The sequence below is a fragment of the Rubrivivax sp. JA1055 genome, from assembly GCF_020966565.1.
GTDB classification, from domain to species: Bacteria; Pseudomonadota; Gammaproteobacteria; order Burkholderiales; family Burkholderiaceae_C; genus Rubrivivax; species Rubrivivax benzoatilyticus.
In genome coordinates this window covers 61,356-81,646 of sequence record NZ_JAJKFP010000003.1, presented here as the reverse complement: position 1 = coordinate 81,646, position 20,291 = coordinate 61,356, and the positions used below count along the sequence as shown (strand labels likewise).

Annotated in this window: 17 protein-coding genes; 9 read left to right on the top strand and 8 right to left on the bottom strand. The window is 72.6% G+C overall.

Features of this window, described 5'->3' with window-relative positions; translation table 11 throughout:
- From LOC65_RS06005 to LOC65_RS05970, 8 genes are all read right to left on the bottom strand, one after another.
- Complete coding sequence (locus tag LOC65_RS06005) at nt 1–864, bottom strand: XrtA system polysaccharide deacetylase (protein WP_230246918.1); 864 nt, start codon at nt 862–864, stop codon at nt 1–3.
- A gap of 13 nt (nt 865–877) precedes the next feature.
- Nucleotides 878–1,999 carry a non-hydrolyzing UDP-N-acetylglucosamine 2-epimerase gene (gene wecB / locus LOC65_RS06000; RefSeq protein WP_230246917.1) on the bottom strand — a complete coding sequence of 374 codons (1,122 nt, stop codon included), beginning with the start codon at nt 1,997–1,999 and terminating at the stop codon, nt 878–880.
- Nucleotides 1,996–3,102, bottom strand: coding sequence for an XrtA/PEP-CTERM system-associated ATPase (locus LOC65_RS05995; RefSeq protein WP_009856297.1), 1,107 nt, complete (start codon nt 3,100–3,102; stop codon nt 1,996–1,998). Before LOC65_RS05995 ends, wecB begins: the two co-directional genes overlap by 4 nt.
- A 2-nt stretch (nt 3,103–3,104) precedes the next feature.
- The gene (locus LOC65_RS05990) at nt 3,105–4,619 is read right to left on the bottom strand and encodes a TIGR03016 family PEP-CTERM system-associated outer membrane protein (RefSeq protein ID WP_230246916.1); all 1,515 of its coding nucleotides are present in this window, start codon (nt 4,617–4,619) and stop codon (nt 3,105–3,107) included.
- 4 nt (nt 4,620–4,623) lie between these two features.
- Nucleotides 4,624–5,577, bottom strand: a complete 954-nt coding sequence (locus LOC65_RS05985) for an XrtA-associated tyrosine autokinase (RefSeq protein WP_009856299.1) — start codon at nt 5,575–5,577, stop codon at nt 4,624–4,626.
- 7 nt (nt 5,578–5,584) lie between these two features.
- Nucleotides 5,585–7,171, bottom strand: a complete 1,587-nt coding sequence (locus tag LOC65_RS05980; protein WP_230246915.1) for an XrtA system polysaccharide chain length determinant — start codon at nt 7,169–7,171, stop codon at nt 5,585–5,587.
- Nucleotides 7,172–7,209: 38 nt separating this feature from the next.
- Nucleotides 7,210–7,833 carry an XrtA/PEP-CTERM system exopolysaccharide export protein gene (locus tag LOC65_RS05975; protein WP_230246999.1) on the bottom strand — a complete coding sequence of 208 codons (624 nt, stop codon included), beginning with the start codon at nt 7,831–7,833 and terminating at the stop codon, nt 7,210–7,212.
- Nucleotides 7,834–8,004: 171 nt separating this feature from the next.
- Nucleotides 8,005–8,859 (bottom strand): ThiF family adenylyltransferase, encoded by an 855-nt coding sequence (locus LOC65_RS05970; RefSeq protein WP_230246914.1) that lies wholly within the window; start codon nt 8,857–8,859, stop codon nt 8,005–8,007.
- 127 nt (nt 8,860–8,986) lie between these two features.
- On the opposite strand from LOC65_RS05970, the gene LOC65_RS05965 reads away from it, so the two are divergent.
- From LOC65_RS05965 to LOC65_RS05925, 9 genes are all read left to right on the top strand, one after another.
- On the top strand, nt 8,987–10,099 hold the full coding sequence (locus LOC65_RS05965; RefSeq protein ID WP_164962608.1) for a nitroreductase family protein: 1,113 nt from the start codon (nt 8,987–8,989) through the stop codon (nt 10,097–10,099).
- A complete protein-coding gene (locus LOC65_RS05960; RefSeq protein WP_009856304.1) occupies nt 10,096–10,878 on the top strand; it encodes an ABC transporter ATP-binding protein in 783 nt (260 codons plus the stop codon). The genes LOC65_RS05965 and LOC65_RS05960 overlap by 4 nt, the downstream gene beginning before the upstream one ends.
- On the top strand, nt 10,875–12,275 hold the full coding sequence (locus LOC65_RS05955) for an ABC transporter permease (protein WP_164962607.1): 1,401 nt from the start codon (nt 10,875–10,877) through the stop codon (nt 12,273–12,275). Before LOC65_RS05960 ends, LOC65_RS05955 begins: the two co-directional genes overlap by 4 nt.
- Nucleotides 12,276–12,291: 16 nt before the next feature.
- Nucleotides 12,292–13,065, top strand: coding sequence for an outer membrane lipoprotein-sorting protein (locus tag LOC65_RS05950; RefSeq protein ID WP_009856306.1), 774 nt, complete (start codon nt 12,292–12,294; stop codon nt 13,063–13,065).
- Nucleotides 13,066–13,067: 2 nt separating this feature from the next.
- On the top strand, nt 13,068–14,345 hold the full coding sequence (locus tag LOC65_RS05945; RefSeq protein WP_230246913.1) for a hypothetical protein: 1,278 nt from the start codon (nt 13,068–13,070) through the stop codon (nt 14,343–14,345).
- Between the two features lie 20 nt (nt 14,346–14,365).
- Nucleotides 14,366–15,595: a glycosyltransferase gene (locus LOC65_RS05940; RefSeq protein WP_230246912.1), complete on the top strand. Its 1,230-nt coding sequence runs from the start codon at nt 14,366–14,368 to the stop codon at nt 15,593–15,595.
- Nucleotides 15,592–17,214: a GMC oxidoreductase gene (locus LOC65_RS05935; protein WP_230246911.1), complete on the top strand. Its 1,623-nt coding sequence runs from the start codon at nt 15,592–15,594 to the stop codon at nt 17,212–17,214. Before LOC65_RS05940 ends, LOC65_RS05935 begins: the two co-directional genes overlap by 4 nt.
- Before the next feature lie 189 nt (nt 17,215–17,403).
- On the top strand, nt 17,404–18,435 hold the full coding sequence (locus LOC65_RS05930) for a PEP-CTERM sorting domain-containing protein (protein ID WP_009857351.1): 1,032 nt from the start codon (nt 17,404–17,406) through the stop codon (nt 18,433–18,435).
- A gap of 460 nt (nt 18,436–18,895) precedes the next feature.
- Nucleotides 18,896–20,278 (top strand): TIGR03013 family XrtA/PEP-CTERM system glycosyltransferase, encoded by a 1,383-nt coding sequence (locus tag LOC65_RS05925; protein WP_230246910.1) that lies wholly within the window; start codon nt 18,896–18,898, stop codon nt 20,276–20,278.
- Nucleotides 20,279–20,291: the final 13 nt, after the last annotated feature.

The window sequence follows — 20,291 nt, the reverse complement described above, 5'->3', positions numbered from 1 at the left end:
TCAGGCCGGGCGCGCCGCGGCAGCGTCGCGGGCCAGGAAGATGTGGTCCATCCGGCCCCAGCGGAAGTCGTCGAGCAGGCTGGCGAGCTTGCGCTCCATGCGCGCGATGTTCACGTAGTGGCGAAAGCGCGTCTTGGCGTCGATGCCGGGCACACGCGGCTGGCCGGCGTCGATCTCCCAGGGGTGGAAGTAGAAGACCGCGGCCTGGCGGTCGTCGCGGTTGACGCGGCCGATCAGCCAGCGCGACGCGGCGTACGGCAGCAGCCGGAAGTAGCCGCCGCCGCTGGACGGCAGGTTGCGCCCGCCCAGGCGCACGGTGGTCACCGGCACCTCGAGCAGGCCGCCGGCGACGCGGTGGGCGAAACGCGGCGCGTCGGGCATGCCGTAGTGGTCGTGGCGGATCGGGTAGAGGCTGCTGCTGTAGGCGTGGCCGGTCTCGGCCAGCGTGTCGAAGGCCCAGAGGTTCTTCTCGCCGATCGAGAAGCTGGGCGCGCGGTAGCCGCGCACGGCGACGCCGCCGAGGTCCTCGAGGATGGCCTTGGCACGCGCGACGTCGTCGCGGAACGCGGCCGGGGTCAGGTCGCTGGCGCGTTGGTGGCCGTAGCCGTGGCTGGCCAGCTCGTGGCCGCCTTCGACGATGCGCCGAACCAGCTGCGGGTAGCGCTCGGCGACCCAGCCCAGCGTGAAGAAGGTGGCCTGCACGCCGCGCGCGTCGAGCATCGCCAGGATGCGCTCGACGTTGCGCTCGACGCGGCACTCGCGCGCGTCCCAGTCGCTGCGGCGGATGTACGGCGCGAACGCCGAGACCTGGAAGTAGTCCTCGACGTCGATGGTCAGCGCGTTCGTGATCGCGGGGGCGAGCATCGGCAGCCGGGCCTCACGACAGCCAGTGCGCCAGGTCGGCGGCGATGCGCTCGGCGGCCCGGCCGTCCCAGAGCTCGGGCACGCGGCCACGCTTGCCGCGGCCGGCGAGGATCTCGTCGACGCCGGCGAGGATCGCGGCGCGGTCGCGGCCGACCATCGTGTTCGTGCCTTCGTCGACGGTGATCGGGCGCTCGGTGTTCTCGCGCATCGTGAGACACGGCACGCCGAGCGCGGTGGTCTCCTCCTGCAGGCCGCCGGAGTCGGTGAGCACGACGGTGGCGCCGGCCATCAGGCCGATCATCTCCAGGTAGCCCTGCGGCGGCAGCAGCGTCACGCGCGCCGGGTCGAGCAGGTGGCCGAGGCCGAAACGCTCGACGTTGGCGCGCGTGCGCGGGTGCAGCGCGAAGACCAGCGGCAGCCGCTCGGCGACCCGCGCCAGCGTCTGCAGCAGCTCGTGCAGCGTCTCGGCGTCGTCGACGTTGGACGGCCGGTGCAGCGTGACGACGCCGTAGCCGGCCGGGCCAGCCAGGCGCGCCGTGTCGTGGCCGTGGGCCTGCAGCGTGGCCGCGGCGCTGCGCGCGCGCTCGCGGCAGGCGAGCAGCGTGTCGATCATCACGTTGCCGACGAAACACACGCGCTCGGCGGCCACGCCCTCGCGCTGCAGATGCGCCAGCGCGCCGCGCTCGGTGGTGTAGAGCCGGTCGGCGAGCTGGTCGGTCAGCACGCGGTTGATCTCTTCGGGCATGCGCCGGTCGAAGCTGCGCAGGCCGGCCTCGACGTGGACCACCGGCACGCCCTTCTTGGCGGCGACGAGCGCGCAGGCCAGCGTCGAGTTGACGTCGCCGACGACCAGCACGCAGCTCGGCCGGTGGGCGTCGATCGCCGGCTCGAAGCGGCGCATGACCTCGGCCGTCTGCACCGCGTGGCTGCCCGAGCCGACCTCGAGGTTGAGGTCGGGCCGCGGCAGCTGCAGGTCCACGAACAGCTTGTCGTTCATGTCCTGGTCGTAGTGCTGGCCGGTGTGCACCAGCAGCGCGGGGATCGGCGGCTGGTGCGCGGCGAAGGCGCGCAGGATCGGCGCGATCTTCATGAAGTTCGGGCGCGCGCCGACGACGCAGAGGACGGGTCCGTTCACTTCTTCTCCGGAGGCTTGGCGGCGGCCTCGACGAGCCGGGTCAGCATCGCCAGCGTCTGCAGGTTGATGCGCTCCAGGCGCAGCAGGCTCTTCTCCAGCCGCTGCAGCTGGTCGCCGCGCTGGTCGGCGGCCAGCGACTGGATCTGGCGGGTCATGGCCTCGGCGTCCTCGGCCGGCAGTTGCAGGCCGGACAGGTCGACGTCCAGCGAGGCGGTGACCGCCGCGGCGACGGCGGCCAGCGCCTCGGCGCCGCCGGCGGCGTCGGCCGCCGGGGCCGGCTTGGCCGGGACCTCGGACTCCTGGCGGAACTCCTGCACGACCTCGGCCACGTCCTCGGCCGTCAGGTGCGTCTTGCCCGACAGGAAGCCGGCCAGCAGCAGGCGGTCGCAGACGGTGTTGACACGCCGCGGGATGCCGCCGGTGGCCTGGTAGATGCCGTCGAAGGCGGCCGCGTCGAAGCTCGGCTTGCCGGTCGAGCCGGCGCACTTCAGGCGGTGCTCGATGTAGCGCTGCGTCTCCTCGGCGTCGAGCGGGCCGATGTGGCAGGTGGCCGCGACACGCTGGCGGAACTGCTCCATCTCCGGGCGCTGCAGGATCTCGCGGAACTCGGGCTGGCCGACGAGGAAGCTCTGCAGCAGCGCCTGGTTGCCGAACTGGAAGTTCGACAGCATGCGCAGCTCCTCGACGGCGCGCGGCGTCAGGTTCTGCGCCTCGTCGACGATCAGCAGGCAGCGCTTGCCCTTGCTGGTCTGGCTGATCAGGAAGGCTTCCAGCGTGATCAGCAGCTCGCTCTTGGGCACGTCCTTGACGCGGAAGCCGAAGGCCGCGCCGACCATGCGCAGCGTGTCCTCGGCGCCGAGCTGGGTCGTCACCAGGTGGCCGGCGATGACGTTGCTGCCGTGCAGGCCGTCGATCAGCGAGCGCAGCACGGTCGTCTTGCCGGCGCCGATCTCGCCGGTGATGACGATGAAGCCCTCGTTGCGCGAGACGCCGTACTCGAGGTAGGCCTTGGCGCGACGGTGCTGCTTGCTGCCGAAGAAGAAGCTCGGATCGGGATTGAGCTGGAACGGCTTGCTGCTCAACCCGTAGAACGCTTCGTACATGATCAGAACCGGTAGTTGAGCGTCCCGACGATCGCGGATTCCTGGTACGGGCTGGTCTCGCTGTCGAACCACACGCGGCGCACGGCCAGCGTGCCCTGCGTGCGCGGGCCCAGGGTGCTGGTCATCGACAGCTCCAGCCGGCGCTGCTCGGTGCCGGGCTGGGACTCCTCGTCCAGGGTCTTCAGGAGGCTGGCGCTCAGGCCCAGCGAGGTCTGGCGCGTCATCTGGTGCACGCCGCCGAGGGTCAGCGCGAGCTGGCGCACGCTCGGCACCAGCGCCAGGTCGCCGCCGATGTACTGCTGCTCGCCGAGACGGCGGTTCTCGGTGCTGGTGACGACCAGCGAGGCGCTGTTGCGCACCCCCGAGAAGCCCAGCGACAGCGCCTGGGCGCGCTGCAGCGACGGCGCCGAGTTCAGGAAGGTCAGCGGCACGGTCGGGTCGAGCCCCAGCGCGAGGCGGCTGACCTGGGTGCACAGCGCGGCATTGCCGAACTGCTGCATGCAGGCGGCGTAGATCTGGCCGTACAGCGCTCGCAGCGGGCCCAGCGCGTCGGCGTTGTCGCCGGTCACGCCGCGGGTGTCGGAGTAGGTCAGCGCGACGCGGCGGAAGCGGTGGCTCACGCTGACGCTGTGCGAGCGGCCGAAGTAGCGCTCGTCGGTCTCGAGCGTCAGGCGCGTGCGCGGCGTCGGCAGCCAGGTCAGGCCGCCGCCGGAGCTGCTGCTGTAGCGCGTGCCGGTGCCCAGCGCGTCGGTGCGCTCGCGGCCGCCGCGCACGAACAGGCTGAAGCGCGAGGTCGGGAACACCGACAGCGTCGCCACGCCGATGTCGGTGATGTAGCGCCCGCCGTCCTGGAAGCGGCTGCTCGAGCGCGAGCCGGCCAGGCCCCAGCCGAACAGGCCGTGGCGCGCGCCGAGATCGACCGAGGCGTCCCAGTCGGTGTAGTCGCCGGCGGTGCTGTCCTCGGCCCGCGAGGTCGTCCAGGTGGCCCGGGCGCCGACGTCGACGAGGCCGGCGAGCCGGGCCTTGAAGGTCGGCGAGACGGTCGCCGTGGCGACCTCGGTGGAGTTGGAGTCGACCAGCCCGGTGCCGGCGTTCTGGCGACCGAAGGCCGAGATCGTCTGCTGCGAGATGCTGGCGCTGGCGTCCAGGAACAGGTGCTGGTCGACGAGCTCGGCGCCGGCGTCGGCCGACAGCCGGTTGTGCGTGGTGCTGCGATCGGACTCGCGGGCGTACTGGATCAGGTCCAGCTGGTAGTCGAGCGAGCCCTGCACGCGGCCGCTGCGGCCGGACACGCGCACGCCGGGCGTGACCTGGGTGATGGCGTCGGAACGCCCGTCCTGCTCGAGGCGGGCGTTGTTGGTGACCGTCTGCTGCAGCGACACGCTGGGCTGCACCGACCAGCCGCGCGGCCCCTCCTGGGCCCAGGCCGGGCAGGCCAGCGCCGCGACGGCCGCGGCGGCGATCAGCCCGGGACGCCGCAGCGCGTGCGGGGGGAACGTTGCCTGCTGGACCGGCATGGCGTCAGGCCCCGGCGGGACGGTTCGACGGCCGGTCGCCCTCGCCTTCGGAGCCGCCCGCCTGGCCGCCGGTCTCGCGTTCGTAGCCGTAACCGTAGCCGTAGCCGTAACCCGAGCCGCCATAGGCGGCGCTGTCGGAACGCGCCTTGTTGAGCACCAGCAGCCGCACCGGGCAGGAGTCGATGGTGTCCAGCGCCTGCTGCACCGCGGCCTGCTGGGTGCGGCCGGCGGAGACGACGACGACGATCTGGCCCATGTGCGAGGCGAGCACGCGCGACTCGGTCGTCAGCAGCAGCGGCGGCGAGTCGAAGATGATGATGCGGTCGGGATAGCGCGTGGCCATCTCGTCGAGCAGGCGCGCCATGCCCTCGCTGGCCAGCAGCTCGGTGGCCTTGGCGTGCGGCGTGCCGCTGGGCAGGATGGTGAGCTTGTCGACGTTGGTGCGCAGCAGCACGTCCGACAGCTCGGCCTTGCCCTCGAGCACGTCGAGCAGGCCCTCGCTGGGCGGCAGGCCCAGCATGCGCAGCTGCGACGGCCGGGCGACGTCGGCGTCGACGAGCACGACGGTGTGGTCGAGCTCGGCAGCGATGCTCATCGCCAGGTTCACCGAGGTGAAGCTCTTGCCCTCGCCGGCCACCGCGCTGGTGACCATGATCAGGTTGCCGTGCTTCAGCGTGGCGGCGCCCTTGCCGACGGCGTTGGCGATCAGCGGCCGCTTGATGACGCGGAACTGGTCGGCCACCGGCGTGCGCGGCGCGTTCGGCGTGACGATGCCGGCGGCGTTGAGGTCCTCGAGCTTGAGCTCGACGCGGCGCGAGGTCACGGCGGGCTCGGCACGCGGCGGCTGCGCCGGCGCCACGCCAGGGGCGGCCGGCGGCGCCGCGACTTCCGGCACCGCCACGCCGGCCTGGCGGAGCTGCTCGAGGCGCTGGGCGGCCTGTTCGATCAGACTGGTCATACGGATCTCACACGGCGGCGGCGCGCTGGGCCATCAGGGTCACGGCGACGATGCCAATGACGTACAGGCCGACGAGGCCGCCGGAGGCGCCGACGAAGCGCAGCGTGGACACCCGCTCGCGGCGGCGCTGCTCGTCGCTCAGCACCAGCGACACGACCCCCAGCAGCGGCAGGCCGGTCTTGCTGCGCAGCTCGGTGGCGTCGTTGTAGACCGGGCGCAGCTGGCTGCCGGCGAAGGCGATGCCCAGGCCCGAGGCCAGCGCGACGCCGAGCGCGCCGAGCAGCAGCAGCAGGCGGTTCGGCGCCACCGGCCCGGGCGCGACGCGCGGCGGGTCGATGAGGCGGAAGTCGGCGACGCCGGACGCGACCTCGAGCTCGCCGGACATGATGGCCGACTGCCGGCGCGCGACCAGATCCTGGTAGTTCTTCTTGTAGACGTCGTAGTCGCGGTTGAGCTGGGCGGCCTCGACCTCGATCTGCGGCGCGGTCTTCAGCGCCGCGCGCGCCGCGGCCAGGCGGGCGGAGTACTCCGACACGCGCGCCTGCAGCGCCGCCACCTGGACCTCGGCGGCGGCCAGCGCGCGCCCGAGCTCCTGCATCGCCAGGCTGGCGTTGGGGCCGACGGCGGCCGACGGCAGCGCCAGCTGGGCCTTGCGCAGCTCGGCGACTTCCTTGGTCTTCTGCGCCTCGAGGTCCTTGATCAGCTTGCGCGTCGTGACGACGTCGGGGTGCTGCTCGGTGTAGCGCTGCAGCAGGCCGTCGAGGTTGCGGCGCTGGGCGTCCAGGCGCGCGTCGATCTCCGGCGTCGACACCGACAGGCGCGACTCCTGCAGCAGGCTCTGCGTGGCGATGTCGCCGCCGCGGCCGCGTTCGGCGTCGAGCTGGCCCTTGGCCGCGGCGCGCGCGCTCTCGGCCTCGCGCAGCTCGAGCTGGGCCTGCTGCAGCTGGGCGGCGATGGCCGCCACGTTGGACGCCGCGTCCTTGCCGTCGGGCGAGGCGCGGTCGATGTTGCGCAGGCGGAACTCCTTGAGCCGGGCCTCGGCCTCCTCGAGCTTCTGCTCGTACTGCTTGATCTGCTCGTTGAGGAAGGTCTTGGCCGAATCGGTGTCCTTGCGGCTGGCGCCCAGGCTGGACTCGACGAAGATCGAGACCAGCGACTGGATGACCTTCTTCGCGCGTTCGCTCTCGCGGTCGCGGTAGACCAGCGAATAGAGGTTGTCGCGGCCGGTGTTGCGGATCTGGATGTCCTTGGTCAGGCGCTGGATCAGCTCCTCCTGCTCCACGGCCGAGCCCTCGGACAGGTCGAGGTCGGCCATGCGGATCAGCTTCTCGATGTTGGGCCGGCTGATCAGCGTCCGGCTCAGCATCGAGATCTGCTGCTCGACGTTGGGCTGCACGGTCAGGCCCGACATCAGCGGCTTGAGGATCGACTGGGTGTCGACGTAGATGCGCGCCGAGGCCTCGTACTGGTCGGGCACGCGGAAGCTGACGACCGCGGCGACGAGGCCGACGACCCACGCCGTGATCAGCCCCTGCCAGCGGTAGTTCCACATACCGCGCAGGATGGCCAGCGCTTGACGAACGAGATCTTGCATGGGGGAGGCGGCCGGGACGACGGACGGCGAGACCGCCGTCAGAAGAAGCTCTGCGGGATGATCAGGATGTCGCCGGGACGCATCTCGACGTTGGCCGAGACGTCGCCGTCCTTGATCAGGTCGTCCAGGCGCACCGAGTACTGCTTGTTGCCCTCGGAGGTGCGCAGGATCGTCGCGCGGTTGCCGGCCGCGAAGTCGGTCAGGCCGCCGGCGGCGATCATGACGTCGAGCACCGTCATCTTCGACTTGAACGGCAGGAACTGCGGCTTGGCGGCTTCGCCGACGACGCGGATCTGCTCGCTGTAGGGGCCGATGAAGCCGTTGACCATGACCGTCACGATCGGGTCACGCACGTACTTGCCCAGCACCTGCTCGAGCTCGCGCGCCAGCTGCACCGAGGTCTTGCCCTGGGCCATGACCTCGTCGACCAGCGGCGCCGAGACCTTGCCGTCCGGGCGCACCGGCACCGACATCGACAGCTCGGGATTGCGCCAGACGCTGATGTTCACCGAGTCGCCGGCGCCGATGATGTAGGTGTAGTCCTGGGCGGCCGCCTGGGCGGGCGCCGGCGGGTGGCTCCTGAACGACGAGCACGCCGCCAGGCTCGCCACGGCGACCAGGACACCGAACACGCGGCCGACCGAGGCCGCCGTTGCAGACATGAGCTTCACGCGAGATCTCCCGGGGAATTCCGTGCGGCAAGAGGCCGGATCACGCCGGGAATCATGTCATAAGCGGCAGACGCCAAATCCCGCCGCCGCCCCCCCGAACCAAGGTTCCGGGCGGGAAGATTCCACGTTCCACGAAGGCCGGCCGGAGCCCTCCGGGCGGGCTCAGCCCAGGCGCAGCATCGGCCGGATGAAGCGCAGCAGCAGGCGCTGCAGCGGGTTGGCGTTGCCGCCCGGGCGCCAGGTGAAGGACAGCTTCTGGCGGTAGGCGTCGAACTGCATCGCCCAGGGCGCGGGCTTCAGCTCGCCGCGGCCGCACCGCAGCTTGAGCACCGCGGTGCCGGTGACGCCGGCGCACAGCTCGCAGGCCATGATCGTCGACGGCCCGCGCTGGGCGGCGAAGTTCACCGCCTCCGGGTGCACCAGGTAGCCGCGCTGCAGCATCGCCGGCGACAGCCCGGCGATGAAACGCGCGAACTGCTCCTGGCGGTCGCAGCCGTCGAGCCGGAAGTAGTCCTCGAAGCTCATGCCGCGCGGCGAGAAGTACAGCAGCGACACGCCCATGCCCAGCGGCGCGGCGGTCACCGCCGGGATGCCGCGCGCATGGCAGGCCGCGAACAGCATGCGCCGGGCCTCGACGGCGAAGAAGTCGATCGCGTCGACGTAGACGTCGACGCCGTCGAGGAAGGCGTCGAGGTTGTCCTCGTCGACGCCGCGCTCGAAGCCGACGACCTCGGCCTCGGGGTTGATGTCGCGCGCCATGCGCGCCATGACCTCGCACTTCGGCTGCCCGACCGTCGACATGAAGGCGCCGGCCTGGCGGTTGAAGTTGTGGACCTCGAAGCAGTCGAAGTCGGCGATGCGAAACCGCCCGAGCCCCAGCCGCGCCAGCGTCAGCAGGTGCGCGCCGCCGACGCCGCCGAGCCCGGCGATGGCCACGCGCGCACCGCGCAGCCGCTGCTGCTCGGCCGGCGTGAGCCAGCCGATGTTGCGCGAGATCGCGGCGTCGTAGTCGAACACGGGGGGCTGAATTGCGGTCATCGCGCGGTGTTGATCGCTGTGCCGCGGCCCGCAGGCACTGGCAGCATCGGCAATTTCCGAGTCCGCGCAGAATGTACCCGCATTCCCGCCGCAGGCGCGCCCCGACATGCCCCACGACACCGCCGTGACGACCGCCGCCGACCGTGCCCCGATCGAGCTCGTGCTCGACGCCGCGCGCTGGGCCCCCAGCGGCGACAACACCCAGCCCTGGCGCTTCGAGCGCCTGGGCGACGACGCGGCGCTGCTGCACGGCCACGACACCCGCGAGCACTGCGTCTACGACCTCGACGGGCGGCCCAGCCAGGTCGCCATCGGCGCGCTGATCGAGACCGCGGCCATCGCCGCGTCGGCGCACGGCTGGCGCCTGGACGCGAGCCGCCAGCCCGGGCCCGACGAACGCCCGACCTACCGGCTGCAGCTGGTGGCCGACGCCGGCGTCGCGCCCGACCCGCTGGCCGCCGTCATCGAGCAGCGCAGCGTGCAGCGCAAGCCCTTCCGGCGTACGCCGCTGGACGCCGCGCAGCGCCAGGCGCTGGAGGCCAGCGTCGGCGCCGGCCACGCCGTGCGCTGGATCGAGGGCGGCGCCCGCCGCGCGATGGCCGGGCTGCTGTTCCGCTCGGCGCGGCTGCGGCTGACGACGCCCGAGGCCTGGCGCGTGCACCGCGACATCATCGAGTGGGGCGCGCGCTACAGCCGCGACCGCGTGCCCGACCAGGCGCTGGGCGCCAACCCGCTGGTGCTGCCGGCGATGCGTTTCGCGCTCGCCGACTGGAAGCGCGTGCAGTTCGCCAACCGCTTCCTGGCCGGCACCTGGATGCCGCGCATCGAGATGGACCTGCTGCCGGCGCTGGGCTGCGCGGCGCACTTCGTGATCCTCGCGCCCGAGCCGCCGCTGTCGGTGCAGGCCAACGTCGCCGGCGGCCGCGCGATGCAGCGCTTCTGGCTCACCGCCACCGCGCTGGGGCTGCAGCTGCAGCCGGAGATGACGCCGCTGATCTTCGCCCGCTATGCGCGCGAAGGCCGGCCGTTCTCGGCGACGCCGGGCGCCGCCGAGGCGGCGGCCGAGGTCGCCGCCGGCTTCGAGCGCATCGCCGGCGCCGACGCGCTGGCGCGCGGCGTCTTCGTCGGCCGGGTCGGCCTGGGCGTGCCGGCGCGGTCGCGCTCGCTGCGGCGGGACCTGGCGCAGCTGTTCGTCAACCGACCGGACTCCGCACGATGAGCCCCACCCCCGCCGACCAGCCCGTGGCCGTGCTCAGCGGCGTCGTCAAGGGCTACCGCCTGGACGACGTCGACGTGCCGGTGCTGAAGAATGTCGACCTGCTGGTGCGCCCGGCGCAGTTCACCGTCGTGCTGGGCCCGTCGGGCAGCGGCAAGACGACGCTGCTGAACCTGATCGGCTGCATCGACCGGCCCGACAGCGGCCAGGTCGTCGTCGCCGGCCAGGACGTCGGGCCGATGAACGACGACGAACTGGCCGAATTCCGCTCCCGGCACATCGGCTTCATCTTCCAGAACTACAACCTGCTGCCGGTGCTGAGCGCCTGGGAGAACATCGAGTACCCGATGCTGCTGGCCCAGCTGCCGGCGGCCCGGCGCGCCGAGCGCGTGCGCCGGCTGCTGAAGGCGGTGGGGCTGAGCGACCGGGCGAACAACCGCCCCGGCCAGCTCTCGGGCGGCCAGCGCCAGCGCGTGGCGATCGCGCGCGCACTGGCGCTCAAGCCGCGGCTGGTCATCGCCGACGAGCCGACGGCCAACCTGGACAGCCGCACCGGCGCCGAGATCCTGCAGCTGATGCGCAGCATGCAGCGCCGCTACGGCATCTCGTTCCTGTTCTCGTCGCACGACCGGGCGGTGATCGGCGCCGCCGACGACACGATCTACCTGAAGGACGGCGAGATCCGCGCCATCCGGCGGCGCAGCGCGCCGCCGGGCGAGGAGCCCGCCGCGGACCTCGACGGCGCCGCCGACAGCGCCCAGCCCGGGGAGGACGCACGGTGATCGACCTGCTGCTGGCGGTGCGCAACCTGCTGCGCAACCGGCGCCGTTCGCTGGCGACCTTCATCGCGCTGGCCATCGGCGCGGCGGCGATCCTGCTGTTCGGCGGCTACCGCAAGAACATCGAGTACACGATGCACACCGCCTACGTGCGCGGTGGCGGCCATCTGCAGATCCAGCACCGCGACCTGTTCCTCTACGGCAGCGGCAACCCGACCCGCTACTCGATCGCCGACTACCAGCGCATCGTCGACACGATCCGCGCCGACCCCGAGCTCGGCCCGATGGTCACCGTCGTCACGCCGACGCTGCAGTTCGGCGGCATCGCCAGCAACTTCTCGGCCGGCGTCTCGCGCACCGTGCTCGGCACCGGCGTGATCGCCGCCGACCAGAAGCGCATGCGCGACTGGAACGAGTTCGACCTGCGGCTGGAGGCGCCGCCGTTCGCGCTGGCCGGCGCTCCGGCCGACGGCGCGCTCGTCGGCCAGGGTGTCGCGCGGGTGCTGATGCTGTGCGAGGCGCTGGCCGTCGCCGACTGCCCGCGGCCCGAGGTCGCCGAGCAGGCCGAGCAGGAGGCGCTGCCCGACGACATCGCCGCGCTCGCCGCAGGCGAGGCGCCGGCGGCCGGGCCGGCGAAGACCGCCGGCGGGGCGCCGCGCATCGAGGTGCTGGCCACCAGCCCCGGCGGCGCGCCCAACGTCGTGTCGCTGCAGGTCGTGCGTGCCGAGCTGCAGGGCTTCAAGGAGCTCGACGAGGTCTACCTGCTGCTGCAGCTGCCGCAGGCCCAGCGCCTGGTCTACGGCCGCGAGGCGCCGAAGGCGACCGCGATCACGGTGCAGTTGCAGCACAGCGGGCAGATCGAGGCCGCGCGCACGCGGCTGCAGGCGCTGCTGGCCGAGACCGCGCCGAAGCAGCCGCTGGCGGTGCTGGACTTCCGCGAGCTCAACCCGTTCTTCGTGCAGACGGTGCAGATGTTCGACACGATCTTCGGCTTCATCTTCGTGCTCATCGGCTCGATCGTGCTGTTCACCGTCGGCAACACGATGAGCACCGCGGTGATGGAGCGCACGGTGGAGATCGGCACGATCCGCGCGCTGGGCCTCAAGCAGCGCGGCGTGCAGCGCATGTTCGTGCTCGAGGGCATGATCCTCGGCGTCGCCGGCACGCTGGCGGGCGCGGCGTTCGCGCTGGCCTCGTCGGCGCTGATCAACCAGCTCGGCCTGACCTGGGTGCCGCCGGGCAGCGGCGAGGCGCTGCCGCTGCTGCTGCGCGTGTGGGGCGAGACCACGACCATCGTCGGCACGACGGCCGGCCTGATCCTGATCGCCGCCGGGTCGGCCTGGTGGCCGGCGCGGCGCGCGTCGCGGCTGGTCATCGTCGACGCGCTGCGCCATGCCTGACACCCGAGGACAAACGATGAACCGCAGAACCTGGCTCGCCACCGCCGCCGCCCTCGCCGCCTGCAGCGGCGTGCAGGCGGCCCCCGACGCCCAACGCCTGCTGGCCGCCAGCGACGCGGTGCGCAACCCCGGGCGGCCGTTCGCCGTCAACGTCGCGCTGACCGAGTTCCAGGACGGCAAGCGCGTGGACTCGAGCACGATGGTCACCTACTCGCGCACGCTGGCCCAGGACGGGCAGTTCGCGAGCCTGGTGCGCTTCACGGCGCCGGCGCGCGACGCCGGCAAGCTGATGCTGAAGAACGGCCAGGACCTCTGGTTCTACGACCCGTCGACCAAGGCCAGCGTGCGCCTGTCGCCGCAGCAGCGGCTGCTCGGCCAGGCGTCCAACGGCGACGTCGTCACCGTCAACCTGGCGCGCGACTACAAGGCCGTGCTGAAAGCCGAGGAGGACGTGCAGGACGGCGACCGCAAGCCGCGCCGCGCCCGGCTGCTGGAGCTGAGCGCGGCGGTGCCCGACGCGACCTACGCGCGCATCGAGTTCTGGGTCGACGCCGGCAACGACCAGCCGATCAAGGGCCGCTTCTTCGCCGACTCCGGCCGGCTGCTGAAGACCGTCTACTACCGCCGCTATGCCCGCGAACTGGGGGTCGATCGCCCGACCGAGCTGGTCATCATCGACGGGCTGAACGCCGCCTCGGTGACACTGATGCGGCTGACCCAGTACACCGAGAAGAACCTGCCCGAGAGCTGGTTCCAGCGCGAGTTCCTGCCCCGCTTCCAACCGGAGTGATCTTGTCCGCCGCCACCCTGCCCCGTCTGCTCGCCCCGCTGGCGCTCGCCGCCGGCGCCTGTCTCGCCGGCCCGGCATTCGCCGACGACCTCGACGCGCTGGCCCTCGAGGCCGAACCCGAGGCCCCGGCCGCCGCCGACGCCGGCAGCGCCAGCAAGCTCTTCGTCGAGGCCGCCGCCGGCCGCGCCGACCAGCGCTACGGCCTGGGCTCGCGCTCGATCGGCCGCGCCACGCTGGACTGGCGCGACGGCCGGCGCTGGAGCCCGGCGCTGCAGTCGGTGCTGTCGCTGCGCCTGGACGCCACGCGCCCGTCCGACGAGCGCGTGTCCAACCCGGTGCTGAGCCTGCGCGAGGCCTACGTCGGCTGGCAGGCCGACGGCGCCCGCAGCGCGCTGGAGTTCGGCCGCATCAACCTGCGCGAAGGCCCGGGTTACGGCTACAACCCGAGCGACTTCTTCCGCGACCAGGCGCTGCGCACGATCACCACCGTCAACCCGTTCACGCTGCGCGAGAACCGCCTGGGCAGCGTGATGCTGCGTGGCCAGCATCTGTGGCAGGACGTCGCGCTCGAGGCCGCCTTCTCGCCGAAGCTGGAGGACGAGGCCAGCGACCACCGCTTCAGCGCCGACTGGGGCGCCACCAACCACCGCGACCGCGGCCAGATCGTGCTCGGCACGCGCTTCAGCGAGAGCTGGAACGCACGCTGGCTGGTGCACCGCGCCGACGGCGAGTCGACGCGGCTGGGTGCGAGCACCACCGCGCTGCTGTCGCAGGCCCTCGTCGGCCACGCCGAGTGGTCGTGGAGCCGCGACCGCGAACTGCTCGACCAGGCGCTGGGGCTGGACGGCGGGCGGCGCAGCCACCACCGCACCGCGCTGGGCCTGACCTACACCACCGCCGGCAAGCTCTCGCTGACCGGCGAGTTCCAGTACAACGGCGCCGCGCTCGACCGCGACGGCTGGAAGGCGCTGGCCGCCAGCCCGGCCGCGGCCGCCGCCTACTACGGCGCGGCCACCGCGCTGCAGGACAACGCCGCGCGCCAGGCCTGGCTGGTCTACGCCGTGCAGCGCGACCTGTTCATCAAGAACCTCGAGCTGACCGGGCTGCTCAAGCTCAACCGCAGCGACCGCAGCCGCATGGCCTGGGCCGAGCTGCGCTACCGCATGCCGCGCTGGGATATGGCGCTGCAGTTGCAGGACAACCACGGCGACGACTGGACCGAGTTCGGCATCACGACCGTCAAGCGCTCGGCGTCGCTGATCGGCACCGTCTACTTCTGAGCCCGCGGCCGGGCCACGACGTGAGCACGCCCGCCCCGGCCCCTCGCCCGCGCGTGCTCTTCGTCGCCGAGGCGGCGACGCTGGCCCACCTGGCGCGGCCGGCGGCGCTGATGGCGGCGCTGGACCCGCAGCGCGTGGACGGCCGCCTCGCCTGCCCCGAACACGCGCGGCGCTTCCTGGGCGCCGACGCCGGGCGCTGGGAGCCGCTGGCGGGCATCGACCCGGCGCTGTTCGCCGCCCGGCTGCGGCGCGGCGAGCCGCTGATGCGCCAGGCCGAGCTCGAGGCCGCCGTCGACGCCGACCTGGCGCTGTTCGAGCGCTGCCGTCCCGACCTCGTCGTCGGCGACTTCCGGCTGTCGCTGTCGGTCAGCGCCCGGCTGGCGGGCGTGCGCTACGCCGCGATCTGCAACGCCTACTGGAGCCCGTACGCGGCCGACCGCCGGCTGCCGCTGCCGGTGCTGGGCTGGACACGCCGGGCGCCGCTGGCGCTGGCCCAGGCGGGCTTCGACCTGCTGCAGGGCCCGCTGCTGGCGCCGCATTGCCGGCCGCTGAACGCGGTGCGCGCCGCGCGCGGCCTGGCGCCGCTGCCGGCGGACCTGCGCCGCGTCTACACCGACGCCGACGACACGCTCTACGCCGACTCGCCGGCACTGTTCCCGCTGCACGGCGCGCCGGCGAACCACCGCCACCTCGGGCCGGTCCTGTGGTCGCCGCCGGTGCCGCCGCCGCCGTGGTGGGACGAGCCCGCCGGCGACGGCCCGCCGGTCTACGTCACGATGGGCAGCTCGGGCGACGCCGCGGCGATCGAGACCGTGCTCGACGCGCTCGACGCACTCGGCGCGCGCACGATGCTGGCGACCGCCGGCGCACCGGCGCCGCGGCCGCGCGCCGGCCTGCGCGTCGCCGACTACCTGCCGGGCGAGGCCGCCGCGGCACGCGCCGCGCTCGTGGTCTGCAACGGCGGCAGCCCGACCTCGCAGCAGGCGCTGGCCGCCGGCACGCCGGTGCTCGGGATCTGCAGCAACATGGACCAGATGCTCAACATGCGCGGCCTGGAGGCCGCCGGCGCCGGCATCGCGCTGCGCGCCGACCGGCTGTCGGCCGCCGCGGTGCGGCGCGCCGCGGCCGCGCTGCTGTCCGGCGGCCCGGGCCGCGAGGCGCTGGCGCGCCTGGGGGCCGGCGAGGCACGCGAGCGCTTCGTGCGTTATGTCGACGAGGTGACGGGCGCTGCCCGCGAGGACCGGCCATGACGACCGACACCGCGCCCGAGGGGCTGGACCGGCTGTGGGACACGATCGTCGTCGGCACCGGCATCGGCGGCGCGACGATCGGCCACGCGCTGGCACGCGCCGGCCAGCAGGTGCTGTTCTGCGAGCTCGGCGACCGCGGCGACAACGCGCTGCTGGGCGAGTACCCGGAGCTCGCCGCCGGCCGCGACGGCCGCGCGCTCGGGCCGGGCGACGCCGCGCTGGCGGCACGCGGCGGGCGCTGCGCCGACCGCATCGTCGACCGCAGCGCCCGCCGCGAGCGCGAGTTCACGCCGTTCATCGGCCACGGGCCGGGCGGCTCGAGCGCGCTGTACGGCATGGCGATGGAGCGCTTCACGCCGGAGGATTTCGAGCCCGGCCGCTTCGCCGCCGGCGCCGTCGACGCCGCGGTCGTCGAACGCTGGCCGGTGTCGCACGCCGAGCTGCTGCCGTTCTACGAGCAGGCCGAGACGCTGTACGGGGTGCGCGGCGACGCCGACCCGCTGGCCGCGCACGCGCCGCGGCTGCCGGCGCCGCCGCCGCTGTCGGCGGCCGGCAGCGAGTTCGCCGACTTCCTGCGCGCGCGCGGCCTGCATCCGTACCGCCTGCCCAGCGCCTGCGAGTACCGGCCGGGCTGCGGGTCCTGCCAGAGCTTTCTCTGCCGCCACGGCTGCAAGCGTGACGCCGAGAGCGCCTGCCTCGTGCCGGCCGTGCGCGATCACGGCGCGACGCTGCTCGCCGGCTGCCGGGTGCTGGAGCTGCTGGCCGACGGGCGCCGCGCCGGCGGCCTGCGCTGCACCTGGCGCGGCCGCCCGCTGACGCTGCGCGGCCGGCGCGTGATCCTGGCCGCCGGGGCGCTGCAGTCGCCGCTGATCCTGCTGCGCTCGGCCGGCGGCGCCGGGCTGGGCAACGGGTCGGGGCTGCTCGGGCGCTGCCTGATGCGCCACCTGATCGACGTCTACCTGGTGCGCCCGCGGGCGGCGGACGAGCCCTTCGACAACCGGCGCAAGGAGCTGGCCTGCAACGACTTCTACGTCGACGGCGGCGCCAAGCTCGGCACGCTGCAGTCCTTCGGCCGCCTGCCCCCGGCGCCGATGCTGCTGGGCTCGCTGGCCTCGGACCTGCGCGCCACGCCCTGGGCCGCCGCCGCCGGGCTGCTGGAACTGGCGCGGCCGCTGATGCTGCCGCTGCTGCGCGACCTCAGCGAAGGCTGGATGACGCTGGCGACGATCGCCGAGGACCTGCCCTACGCCGACAACCGCGTCGCCTGCCACCCGGACGGGCCGCAGCGCGTGCTGCTGGAGTACCGGCTGCGCCCCGAGGCCCACGAGCGCATGGGAACGCTGCGCGCGCACCTGCGACGCACGCTGCAGGGCCGGCGCTGGCGCCGCCTGGACCAGGTGGCGAACAACCAGCGCATCGCCCACGTCTGCGGCACCTGCCGCTTCGGCGACGACCCGCGGCACAGCGTGCTCGACCGCGACAACCGGGTCCACGAGCTCGACAACGTCTACGTCGTCGACAGTTCCTTCTTCCCGTCCAGCGGCGGCACCAACCCGAGCCTGACGATCGCGGCCAACGCGCTGCGGGTGGCCGGGCGGCTGCTGGCGACGGGCGGCTGAGCCCGGCCTCCGACCCCGGCAGGCCGCCTCCAGCCCTGTCGGAAAGCCTTACACAGGTCACCGGACAGAGGCCATGAAATGCCACTTTTCCCTTTCATGACAGCCACTTGGAGAAAGTGGCACAGCCGTTGCTTTGTTGGCTCAGCGGGCACGTGCCCAGTACAGCAACGAATCCTGAGAGGAGTCCGAATGCGCAAGAGCATCCTGGGTGCACTGATCGGTAGTGCCTTCGCCCTCGCCGGCCCCGCCCACGCCGGCCTCGTTCTCGACCTGGACGGCGCCGGTGGCCTGGCCCCGGTCGAAGTCACGGCGCTGGACTGGTCGCAGACCAGCTTCCTGGCCCAGGGCGCGAACAACGCCATCGTCAACTTCGCCACCCAGAACGGCGGGTCGACGGAGTTCCAGGTCTACACGCACGCCAAGCTGACCGGCTACACGCTGGCCAACGGCGGCAGCTCGGGCACGCTGCCCCCGGGCTTCGGCGAGATCACGCTGGTCGCCGGGTACACCGAGCGGGTCACGGGCGTTGGCACTGATTCGGCGACGTTCCGCACCACCGGCGCAGGCTGGCTGGAGATCTACTACAGCGCGCCGAGCGGCACCAACGCCACGGACCTGACCGGCAACGGCTTCAACGACGGCCGCCTGATCGGCAAGCTGACGGGCGTGACGGTCAACGCGCTCGGCCAATTCACCATCGACACAACTTCGGGCATTGCCCTGCTGGATGGCTTCGACGGCAACCAGTACGGGACGCAGCAAACGGTGACGGGCGTGGGTTCGCAGGGCGCGCTGCGCGCGGGCACCACCGGCATCACGCTTGACCCGACCTTCTTCCTGACGACGCTGACCGGGTTCACGATCAATTTCGCGAACATCTCGATCGGCCTGCCGTACACCTCGGTCAACCCGTCGGACTGCTTCAACACGACGCAGAACGGCGCGGCGGTCGGAAGCACCGGTCACGTGTCGACCTGCGACAACGTGCACGTGAACGGCACCTACGCCGCCAACGGTGGCTCGGGCGGTTACACCCCGGTGGTCGGCGCCGTGAACGGCGGCAACGACGACAACGGCCGTCCGCTCGGCCCTGACTTCATCGCCCAGACCGACTTCAACTCGGCGGTCACCGGCGACGTTCCGGAACCGGGCACGCTGGCCCTGGTCGGCCTGGCTCTCGGCACCGCCGGCTTCGCGGCCTCGCGCCGTCGCCGCGGCTGAGACCTGCCGCCGGCACGCATCGGGGGGCTTCGGCCCCCCGTTTCTTTTGGTGCGTCGCACCGACACGCCCGGATACACGAGGTGACGGCGACCACGATCGTGGGGGTGCCGTCGTCCCCGGACCCGCGGCCACGGGCCCGGGCCCGGCGAGCCAGACCGGACGCCCGGCGCCGCGGCGCCGGGCGTCCCCAGCCACTGAAGCGGCAACTGGCGCCATGCCGACGTGCCACAGCCTCGCGTTTTCATGACGCAAGTCGCATTCTTTGCGGCTTCAGCGCGCTAAGCGCCCCGATCCCGTGAGCCGGGGGTGCCGCTGCCCGGGGGCCTTCCCTACAGTGCCTGAAAGCAGGTCACGCCTGCTTGCAACAAGCATCAAACGGCCGGGGACGATCACCTCCAGGCTCTCCACCGCCTGCTGGTCCCAGCGGCCATCGCCACGGAAGCTCACCCGGTAGCGACCATGATCCGCATCTTCAACCACTACGTGCACCGCCAGACGCTGCTGCAGATCTCCTCGGACTGCGCCCTGCTGGTGCTGATGCTCGTCGCGGTGTTCTTCGTGCCCTTCGGCCACGCACCCGACCTGCTGACGGTCGCCGGCCCGCACGTGCTGTCGCTGGCCGCCGGCATGGTGGTCATCAGCGCAGCCACCGGCATCTACCAGCGCGGCCCCAACCTGACGCCGGTGCAGAGCTGCGCCCGCGCCGTGGCGATGCTCGTCATCGTGCTGCCGCTGGCCTATCTCGGCTTCGGCCTGCTGCCGGCCGCCGCGCCGGAGCGCCACGTCGTCCAGATCGCGGCGATGGCCGGCGTGGCCGCCGTCGTCGCGCGGCGCGTCTACGTGACCCACTGGGGCGCACGCGACCGCGACCGGGTGCGGGTGATGGTCTTCGGCGCCGGCCCGGCGGCGCAGATCGTCGGCCAGACGCTGCTCGCCTCGGACCCGTGTGTCGAGATCGTCGGCTTCCTGCCCGGCCCGAACGAGCGCGAGACGGCGGTGCCCGAGGGCCAGATCCCGCATTCGGACCTCGCGCTGCCGGCGCTGGCCGAACAGCTGGGCGTCGACGAGATCGTCGTCGCGCTGACCGAGCGCCGCTCCGGCAGCATGCCGCTGCGCCAGCTGCTCGACTGCAAGCTCATCGGCGTCAAGGTCTACGACCTGTCCACGCACTTCGAGAAGCGGCTCGGCCAGATCCGCGTCGACTTCGTCAACGCCGGCTGGCTGATCTTCGGCGAGGGCTTCAACCAGGGCGCCGTGCGCACCGCGATCAAGCGTGTCTTCGACATCCTGTTCAGCACGCTGCTGATCGTGCTGTCGGCGCCGGTGATGCTGCTCACCGCGCTGGCGATCAAGATCGACAGCCGCGGCCCGGTGTTCTACAGCCAGGAGCGCGTCGGCCTGGGCGGCGCGAGCTTCATGGTGACCAAGTTCCGCAGCATGCGCACCGACGCCGAGAAGGACGGCAAGCCGCGCTGGGCCACGGCGCAGGACGACCGCGTCACGCGTGTCGGCCACGTCATCCGGCTGCTGCGCATCGACGAGCTGCCGCAGCTGTTCAACGTGCTCAAGGGCGAGATGAGCCTGGTCGGCCCGCGCCCCGAACGCCCGTTCTTCGTCGAGCAGCTGACGCGCGAGATCCCGTTCTTCGCGGTGCGCCACAGCGTCAAGCCGGGGGTCACCGGCTGGGCCCAGGTGCGCTACCAGTACGGCTCCACGGTCGAGGACTCGCAGCAGAAGCTGCAGTACGACCTCTACTACGTGAAGAACCACTCGCTGTTCCTCGACCTCGTCGTGCTGTTCGAGACGGTCGGCGTGGTGCTGACGGGCAAGGGGGCGCGCTGAGCCGCCGGCCGGC